The organism is Falsiroseomonas sp., assembly GCF_030695085.1.
Lineage (GTDB): Bacteria > Pseudomonadota > Alphaproteobacteria > Acetobacterales > Acetobacteraceae > Falsiroseomonas.
In genome coordinates, this window is the sequence record NZ_JAUYTS010000108.1 from 1 (window position 1) to 5,042 (window position 5,042).

Genomic DNA, 5,042 nt, shown 5'->3' on the forward strand with positions numbered 1-5,042 from the left:
AGGCGGGTGGCCGCCATGCGCGCCGGGATGACGATGATCGGGTTCAAGCGCGGAAACCCTTGACCAGCGCGTCGATCTGCATGAGCCGGCCGACCAGCGCCTCGAACTGCGAAAGCGGCACCATGTTGGGGCCGTCGGAGGGCGCGTTGTCCGGGTCCTCATGCGTCTCGATGAACAGTCCGGCGACGCCGACCGCGACCGCGGCGCGGGACAGGGTTTCGACGAATTCGCGCTGGCCGCCGGAGGAGGTGCCCTGGCCGCCCGGCTGCTGCACGGAATGGGTGGCATCGAAGATCACCGGCAGGCCGGTGTCGCGCGCCATGATCGGCAGCGATCGCATGTCGGAGACCAGCGTGTTGTAGCCGAAGGAGGCGCCGCGCTCGGTCAGCAGGATGTTGGGGTTTCCCGCACCGGTCAGCTTGGCGGCGACATTCTTCATGTCCCACGGCGCCAGGAACTGGCCCTTCTTCACATTCACCGCGCGGCCGGTGGCGGCAGCGGCCAGCAGCAGGTCGGTCTGGCGGCAGAGGAAGGCCGGGATCTGCAGCACATCCACCGCCTGCGCCACCGGGGCGCATTGGGCGGCGTCATGCACATCGGTTAGCACCGGCAGGCCGAGGCTTTCGCGGATTTCGGCAAAGACCGGCAGGGCGGCGGCCATGCCGAGGCCGCGGGCGGCGGTGGCGGAGGTGCGGTTGGCCTTGTCGAAGGAGGATTTATAGATCAGCCCGATGCCGAGCCGGCCGCAGATTTCCTTCAGCGCCGTCGCCGTCTCCAGCGCATGGGCGCGGCTTTCCATCTGGCAGGGGCCGGCGATCAGCGCGATCGGCAGGTGATTGCCCAGGGTGACGGGGCCGATCTGCACGCTCTTCGACTTGTCCAACGCAAATACTCCATGCCCGAGGGGCGCCTGAGATCACCCCGAGCCAAGGGCGCGGTGATTTATCCCAACCTCGGGGGGCGTTCAATCGGCGGGCCGGGAAGCGGTGCTTGCCTCCGCCGCGCTTCCGGCGATGCTGGGCGGAATGGCGGGAGCAACGGGCATGGCGGATACGGTGATTCAGCAGGCGGCGGGATTCTGCCACCGGCGTGTGGGGGACATCCTGGTCACCGCCCTCAATGACGGGCACCAGGACGCGCCACTGACCACCATGGCCGGCATCCCCACCGAGGCTGCCGCCGCGCTGCTGCACGCCGCCTTCCGCCCGGTGCCGCGGCGCACCGCGGTAAACGGCTTCCTGATCCGCAGCGCGGGGCGCATCGCGCTGGTCGATACCGGCTGCGGCCCGATCAAGCCCACCACCGGGCGCCTGGCGGCAAACCTGGCCGCCGCCGGGGTGGCGCCGGGCGAGATCGACACGGTGCTGACGACCCATCTGCACCCGGACCATACCGGCGGCCTGACCGGCGCGGAGGGCGCACCGCTGTTTCCCGCCGCCACGCTGCTTCTGCACGAAGCCGAGCACGCCCATTGGCACGACGATGCGGCGATGCAACGCGAGGATGCGTCCCGCCGCGCCGCCTTCTTCGGTGGCGCCCGCAAGCGGCTGGCCGCCTATGCCGGCCGCACCAGCCTGTTCCATTCGGGCGAAATCTTCCCCGGCGTCACCGCGATTCCCCTGCCCGGCCACACCCCCGGCCATACCGGCTTCCTGGTCGCCTCGGGTGGCAAATCCCTGCTGATCTGGGGCGATATCGTGCATGTGCCGGAGGTGCAGGTACCGCGGCCGGAGGCGACGATGGCGGTGGATGTTGACCCGGCCCAGGCTGCCGCCACGCGCCGCCGGTTGTTCGACCAGGTGGCGACGGACCGGCAGGCGATCGCCGGCATGCACCTGCACTTCCCCGCCTTCGCGCATCTGGCCCGCGACGGTGCCGGCTACCGCCTGCTGCCGGATGCCTGGTCGATCGACCTGAACGGCGACCTGGACGGAGACCTCTGATGCCCTGGATCGCCACCCCCGACATCTCGCTGCGCTACGAAATCTCCGGCAAGGGCACGCAGGTGCTGCTGCTGCTGCATGAGATGGGCGGCTGCCTGGAAAGCTGGGACCCGGTGCTGCCCCTGCTGCACCCGCATTTCCGCGTGCTGCGCCACGACCAGCGCAATGCCGGCCTGTCCGAGAAACCGCCGGGCCCAATGACGCTGGTCCAATCCGGCAACGACGCGGTGGCGCTGCTGGACGCGCTGGGCCTGACCGATCCGGTGGTGGTGATGGGCACGGCGGTGGGTGGCGCCGTCGCGCTGCACCTGGCCGCGGCGCATCCCGGCCGGGTGCGGGCGGCCATCGTCACCTCGCCGGCCACCGGCCTGCCGGAGTCCGCCCGCGCCGCCACGCTGGACCGCGCCGCCTTGCTGGAGCGGGAAGGCACGCGCGCCGTGGTCGATGCCGGGCTGGCGCAGGCCTGGCCGGAGGTTCTGCGCGGCGATGCCGCCCGCTTCGCCGCCACCCGCGCCCAGCGCCTGGGTGCCGATGCCGGCGGCTGGGCGGCGACGATGCGGATGCTGGCGGGCCTCGACATGGCAGCCGACCTCGCCAGCATCGCCTGCCCCGTGCTCGTGCTGGCGGGGATCCACGACCACACCCGCCCGCCCGACCGCGTCGCCCCCGTCGCCGCGGCGATCCGGGGTGCGACCTTCCGCACGGTGGAGAGCGGCCATTTCATGGCGCTCCAGACGCCCGAAATGCTGGCGGCCGAGGTGCTGGGCTTCCTCAGGGATCAGTAGGCGGGCGAGGCTTCCGTGACGGAGACATGGGCGGAGACGACCTTCCAGCCGATATCCGGAAACCGCACCCAGGTCTGGCTCTGCCGCCCCGGCATGTCCCGCCCGCGCATGTCGAATTCCAGGTTCACCGTCGCGAAATCCCAGCCCAGCGTGGTGATCACCAGGCGCCGCTGGCCGAGCTTGATGCCCGGCCCCGGCGGGCGGCGGACGCGATGCGCGTGGATCTCGTCGAAGCCGTAGCCATTTTCATGGATGGCGTAGCGGATCGTGTGCGGCGATTGCCAGAAGGTGGCGTCCAGCACATCCACATCCTTGTCGATCAGCGCCTGTTCGTAGCGGTCGAACAGCACGCGGATTTCCGCGACGACCTCCGGGATGTTCACGTCCATCAGGCTTTCTCCATCTCGAGCGCCGCACGCAGCAGCAAGGTGTCCGCCCCCCGCGCCGCGATCAGCGAAAGCCCCACGGGCCGCCCCGCCACCGTCGCGCCCGGCAGGTTGATCTGCGGATGCCCAGCCAGGCCACCCACCGCACACAGGCTCAGGATCTGGTCACGGATCGGGCCCAGCGCCGGCAGCGGCAGCCCGGCCTTGGGCGCCGGGAAGGGCGTGGTCGGCATGGCCAGCACGGTGCCCGGCGGCAGCAGATGGCGCAACCGGCCGCGCACCTCCTGCCGCGTCAGCGCCGCCCAGCCGCGCTCGGCCTCCGGCGTCGCCGCACCCATCGCCAGGCCGCGGGCGACGGAGAAGGCGAAGCGCGGGTTGTCGCGCTCGATCCATTCGCGAAAGGTCTCCCACGCCTCGACCGGTTGCAACGTGCGCTGGGCGCGGCCCCAGGCGACCAGGCCGGGGGGGGCCAGCACCTCCTCCCGCCAATCGGGGATCATCTTTTTCAACCGCTCGAGCATGGGCGCCAGCGCCGCCGCCGTCTCGGCCTCGGCGAAGCCGAAGGCATCGACGGCGATGACCAGCCGGATGGGCGGCGCCTCCGCCACCTTGTCCTGCAACAGCACCTCCGACACCCGGGCGAAGCTGGCGGCATCCCGGGCAAACCAGCCGGTGGTGTCCGAACTCGGCGCCTGCGGCAGCATGCCGGCCAGGTTCATCCGGCCATGGGTCGGGCGGATGCCGTAAAGCCCGCAGAAGCTGGCCGGCACGCGGACGGAACCGCCGGTATCCGTGCCCAGCGCCGTCTCGCACAACCCCTGCGCCACGGCGCTGGCGGAGCCGGAGGAGGACCCGCCCGGCACATGGCCCGGCGCGGCGGGGTTGAGCGGCGTGCCATCGAAGGGGTTCTCGCCGAGGATGCCCAGCGAGACCTCATCCGTGATGGTCTTGCCGATCAGGGTGGCGCCGGCATCGAGCAGCGCCTGCACCGCCCAGGCATGGCGGGTGGGCAGCGGGTTCTGCCGCGCCCAGTCGGGATTGCCGCCGCCGGTCGGGTGGCCGGCGATGTCGAACAGATCCTTGGCCGCGAAGCGCAGGCCGGTAAGCGGGCCGCCGGGGCGGCCCTCGATATGGATGTCGGTGCCGGGGACGAAGGGGGACATGGCGGATCCTGCGCTGCGCCGCACAACTATGCCGCAGCCGGCGCGGCCTGTCGCGCCACCCGCTGCGGGTTTTCAGCGCCGGATCAGGATGTAATTCACCGTCAGATCGATGGTCACACCCTCCGGATCGGCCGGCGGCGGGAAGGCCGGCAGCTGCGCGCCGCTGAACGGGAAGGTGGTGCCGAAATTGAGCGAGGGCGAGCCGGAGGGGCCGGTCAGCCGCACGCTGCGCACCCGCCCATCCGGCCCGGCGATGACGCGGACGCGCACGGTGCCCGATTCACCCTCCCGCAGCGCACCCATCGGGTAGCTGATGTTCTGGTCCAGCCAGCGGCGGAAGGCGGCGCGCCAATCGGCGCCGACCTGGGCGCCGGTGACGCGCAGATTGGCATCCGCGCTGGCCTGCCCCTCCACCATGCGCGGATCGAAGCTGAGGTCGAGCCCACGCCCCGAGGGCCGGCCCACCGGGGCGGCGGGCCGCGCCGGCTGGCCGAGCTGCACCCCACCCGGCGCCCAGATCACGCCGGGCGGCAGCGCCGGCGCAGCGCGACGGGGTGGCGGGGGAGCGGGGGGTGGCGGCTCGGGCAGCGGATCATCCGAGACGGTCGGGTCCGGTGACGCGGCAGTCGGGGGCGGCACGGGCGCGGCCTGGGGTGGTGCAGGCGCGGCCTGGGGCGGTGCAGGCGCGACCGGGGGTGGCGCAGGCGCGACCGGGGGCGGTGCTGGTGCGACCGGGGGTGGCGCAGGCGCGACCGGGGGCGGTGC

Annotated in this window: 6 protein-coding genes; 2 read left to right on the forward strand and 4 right to left on the reverse strand. The window is 72.1% G+C overall.

The window, feature by feature from the left end; all coding sequences use genetic code 11:
• Positions 1-43: 43 nt before the first annotated feature.
• Positions 44-883: a 3-deoxy-8-phosphooctulonate synthase gene (kdsA, locus tag Q8S40_RS12110; protein ID WP_305670601.1), complete on the reverse strand. Its 840-nt coding sequence runs from the start codon at positions 881-883 to the stop codon at positions 44-46.
• Positions 884-1,043: 160 nt separating this feature from the next.
• On the opposite strand from kdsA, the gene Q8S40_RS12115 reads away from it, so the two are divergent.
• Both Q8S40_RS12115 and Q8S40_RS12120 read left to right on the forward strand, forming a co-directional pair.
• Entirely contained in the window at positions 1,044-1,943 is a 900-nt protein-coding gene (locus Q8S40_RS12115) for an MBL fold metallo-hydrolase (RefSeq protein ID WP_305670602.1), read from the forward strand.
• Positions 1,943-2,728 (forward strand): alpha/beta fold hydrolase, encoded by a 786-nt coding sequence (locus Q8S40_RS12120; RefSeq protein WP_305670603.1) that lies wholly within the window; start codon positions 1,943-1,945, stop codon positions 2,726-2,728. Before Q8S40_RS12115 ends, Q8S40_RS12120 begins: the two co-directional genes overlap by 1 nt.
• Here the strand turns inward: Q8S40_RS12120 and hpxZ are convergent.
• The 3 genes from hpxZ to Q8S40_RS12135 all read right to left on the reverse strand — a co-directional run bounded on the left by hpxZ (position 2,722) and on the right by Q8S40_RS12135 (position 4,799).
• Positions 2,722-3,117, reverse strand: a complete 396-nt coding sequence (gene hpxZ, locus Q8S40_RS12125; RefSeq protein ID WP_304814325.1) for an oxalurate catabolism protein HpxZ — start codon at positions 3,115-3,117, stop codon at positions 2,722-2,724. The genes Q8S40_RS12120 and hpxZ overlap by 7 nt on opposite strands.
• Complete coding sequence (locus Q8S40_RS12130; protein ID WP_305670604.1) at positions 3,117-4,277, reverse strand: amidase; 1,161 nt, start codon at positions 4,275-4,277, stop codon at positions 3,117-3,119. Before Q8S40_RS12130 ends, hpxZ begins: the two co-directional genes overlap by 1 nt.
• Before the next feature lie 72 nt (positions 4,278-4,349).
• Complete coding sequence (locus tag Q8S40_RS12135) at positions 4,350-4,799, reverse strand: TonB family protein (RefSeq protein WP_305670605.1); 450 nt, start codon at positions 4,797-4,799, stop codon at positions 4,350-4,352.
• Positions 4,800-5,042: the final 243 nt, after the last annotated feature.